We start from the raw sequence: 3579 nt of genomic DNA on the forward strand, positions 1-3579 counted from the left end.
CCGCCGTCTGCCTGCGGCAGCCTCGCCGCGCTGGGTGCCGCACGCCAAGGCCTATTTCGCCGCTGAGCAGCTCGGTGAGCTGGAGAAGCTGCATCTACCGCTGTTCAAGGCGCTGCATGACCAGAAACGCAAGGTATTCACCGAAGAGCAAATCATCGCGTTCGCTGCCGAGCAGGGCATCGACGAGCAGAAATTCCGCGCCGCCTACAATTCCTTCCCGGTGGACATGCAGGTGCGCAAGTCCGCCGATTTGGTGCAGCGCTACGGCGTCGACGGTGTGCCGTCGATCGTGGTCAACGGCAAATACGTCACCAGCGCGAGACAAACCGGTAGCAACGCGCGCATGTTCCAGGTCGTTGACCACCTAGTGGCCGAGGAGGGCGCCGCCATCGAGACCCCTGCCAATGCCGAGAGCGACGCCGCAGCGGAGGGTGCGACCGACGCGGGGGATGCCGGCTGAGGCGTCGCAGACGACGACGCCGGCGTGGTCGCCCGCATCAGAGTCCCATTCGGGCGTCATCCACGCTGCTGGTGGAAAGCCCGCGCAGAATGCCGACGATGATCTCGCGGCTCTGGTCCTCATGCGGGCTGTCGTCCTTACCGCGACGGGCGGCGGCGAAGAAGCGTGCCAGGGTGCGGTGGTCTTCTGCACTCAGGCCCTCGGTGAAGCCGCGCTTGCGCCCGACCTCTTTGTCCGGCACGCGGTTCGGCGCCGTCTCGTCCGCCGCCTGGCGGCCATGCGCCCAGTTCATGGCGCGCGCCGCGTAGAGGATGATCCGGTCCAGCAGCACAAAAGGGAAGCGCGGATTGGTGACGGGCCCCATGGAAAAGCGCTCGACGCCCAGCGTGCGCTGAATATCCACCTTGGCCAGTGCTGCGCCGCCCAACACGCCCAGGGCGCCGCCTACTAAGCCGCCGATGAGCGCGCCGGTGCCGAAGGACATACCGCCGAGGCCGAGGTCGATGGCCCCGCCGGAGACGGCGCCGGCTGCCGCACCGGCCATGGCGAGCTGACGCTGCCGAAGCCCCAAGGCCTCCTCCACCTCTTCTGAGAACAGGTCCTTGGCCAGCAGCGATGTGGAGGACAGATCCCAGACGTTGTGCCGGAAGTGCCCGCGGATGTCCTGCTGCGCCTCCACCTCCAACTGACGCAGCGCTTGCTGCAGGGCTTCAGTCAACTGCTGCTGAATGGCCTCGCGCTGGTCGTCGGACTTGATGTCGTCCACTTTGACGACCCGCGTGACACGCTTGGTCAGGGCGTCCTTCATGAGCTGGATGATGGTGTCAGCGCTCTGCTCGATCCGTCTCGCCCAGTCCTCGCGGAAGGCGCGGATGGTCTCGTCGAGCATGGGCTCCCAGCGCTGGTCGATGGTCTTGAGTGCCCCGAGCAGTGCGATACGCTCCGCGTAGGTGGCTCGGTGCGCATTGAACTCTCTGACGGAGTTGAATGACTTGTTCAGCGCATCCTGCCAGGCCGGCATGTGCTTGGACACATTACTGAGGTTGTTCAGGATCGCCATCCGCGGCCGCCCGGTGAGGCGTAAGAGCTCCATCTCGGTGCGGTCCTTCTCCTTGATGCGCTTGGAGCCGTCCACCACCAGGATGATGCCGGCACCATGGGCCACCGGCCGCAGCAGGGCGCAGTCGTGGCTGAACATGGGGTCATCACCATGCTCGGCGACGAAGGCGCCGGCGAGGTCGCTTTCCTCCGCATGCGCCTGGAACCATTCCAGGATGTCGCTCGGGTTCTGGAAGCCAGGCGTATCCACGAACATCATCACCACGCGGCCGTCGATGATGACCGGATATTCGTCTGTGGTCGTCGTGGTACCGGCACGTTTGTCGATGGCAATGTGATCGTTTTCCGTCAGCGTCGCCACCACTGAGGATTTGCCCGCATTCGGGTGACCCATAATGGCCAGCACGGGAACCTGGCCAGTGGCATCGACGGCAGTCGCCGGCGGCGCCCCTTTGCGCTGCGGGCTGCTCTGGTCGCGGCCCTGGCGCCGCGGCATCTGTACGCGGCCTGCGGTTGCCATCAGTCTGCCTCCTCGGCGGGGCCCGCCAGCATCTCCAGCCGTAGATAGGGGTCGCCCAGCTGCTCGATCTTGCTCTGCCAATCCTGGAACTCGAACACCGGCAGTGGCGGCAAGGCGTCGTTGCCGTCGGGATCTCCCACCAGGAGCACCAAGAGCTGGGCGTGCTCGCCTGCGGCTGCCCGCACCGCCCGCAGAAAGCGCAGCGTCTCGGTGATGGGCGGCTGGGAGCCATCGGCGAGCAGTGCCACCCGCGCCGGTGCCGCCTGCCAGTCAGCTCGCTCAATCATCGCGAGAGCCTGTTTGGCCATGGCGCTGCCGCCGCCGAAGGTGGCCGAGCCGGCAACCCGCCAGCCCGAGTGGCCGTGCAACAGCTGTTGCAGGTACTGGTGGTCCTGCGGCTCCAGCATATCCGCCACGTCCACATGCATCAGCAGGAGGCAGGCGTCCGGTGCGATAGTGGACCGCGGCGCGCTTCTTAGCGCGGCCGGCGCGGGCTTGTGCTGCGGCTCAGTTTTCGCTTGCCCCTTGGGCTCGGGTGCCGGTGTCTTGCCGCGAGTAGGCGGTTTGGGCTTGGTTGTCAGTGGCTCTACGGGCAAAGACCGCGTGGGCGCTGCTTCGGCCTTGGTGGTGGCTGCGGGCGGTTTCTCCGCCGCCGCTGTAGGCGCCGCAGTGTCGGCGGTGGCATCAGCGTCGGTTGAGAGAGCTCGCCGCTGTTTGGCCTCCTGCTCGGCCGGCAGCTTCGGGCTGGTTGGTGCCGGTTGTCGCGGGGTCGGCTTTGTCTCGCTGGCTCTCGGTGGCTTCTCTGGGGGTGCCGCCCGCGGGGCGCTCGCCGGCGTGAGTGGCCCTGGGATGGGCATCTCGGGTCCATGACCGCTGCCGCCGGCTGTCTCCAGCTGTGGCGTGATCATGCGCGCATACAGGGCCTGCGTGCGCTGGTGCGTGAACGGCAGCGCCGCCAGAGTACGCCGCACCGTGAGTAGCGACACCCCAAGCAGGATGAGCCGTGGCAGCAGGCCATAGGTGACGACCGCCAACACCAAGAACCAGCGCCAGGAGCGTAAATGCTCGGCGTCCATGATGAAGAGCGGGTCTTTGAGGCTGATACGGGTATGCTCCACCTGTGCCAGCGTCGGCACGCCGAGGCCCTCGCCGAAGAGCCACGACCAGGGCAGGGCGATGATGTGGGCGAAGGTGTGTATGGTGCCTGGCTGGATGTCGAGCGCAGATCCCCAGCCGAAGGCCAGGTCAGTGAACCATTCGAGCGCGATGGTTGTCACGATGGCACCGACGTTGAAGCCGATGCCGAACACTTGGGCTGGAATCAGCATGGGCAAGTAGGCAGCCGGCCCGTAGAGCGCGAAGTGGCCGGACAGCAGCCCTTGCCGCGCCTTGGCCTGCTCACGGAGGTCCGGTGGCATGTGGGCCAGGCGCTGGCGTTGCACCCAACGCGCGGCGGCCCCGAAGAGCGGCTTCAGCAGGTGCCCGATCAGGGAGAGGTCCTGAACCGCGGCCTGCATGGGCCGCGAGCGGCGGCTGTACC

General features: G+C 66.8%; 3 protein-coding genes. 1 reads left to right on the forward strand and 2 read right to left on the reverse strand.

Annotated features, from left to right (window positions below):
- The coding region (locus tag I6U14_RS11465) for a thiol:disulfide interchange protein DsbA/DsbL (protein ID WP_296899444.1) at nt 1–460 on the forward strand (460 nt) is incomplete at its 5' end.
- Between the two features lie 37 nt (nt 461–497).
- Here the strand turns inward: I6U14_RS11465 and I6U14_RS11470 are convergent.
- Nucleotides 498–1913 (reverse strand): GTPase/DUF3482 domain-containing protein, encoded by a 1416-nt coding sequence (locus I6U14_RS11470; protein ID WP_296899448.1) that lies wholly within the window; start codon nt 1911–1913, stop codon nt 498–500.
- 125 nt (nt 1914–2038) lie between these two features.
- Nucleotides 2039–3579, reverse strand: a 1541-nt coding sequence (locus I6U14_RS11475) for a DUF2868 domain-containing protein (RefSeq protein ID WP_296899446.1), incomplete at its 5' end; no start/stop codon positions are given.

This window comes from Thiohalocapsa sp. (assembly GCF_019695415.1).
Lineage (GTDB): Bacteria > Pseudomonadota > Gammaproteobacteria > Chromatiales > Chromatiaceae > Thiohalocapsa.

Excerpts from the sequence above, each read along its gene's own strand:
- I6U14_RS11470 (WP_296899448.1), bottom strand. The coding sequence starts at position 1,913 with ATGGGTCACCCGAATGCGGGCAAATCCTCAGTGGTGGCGACGCTGACG.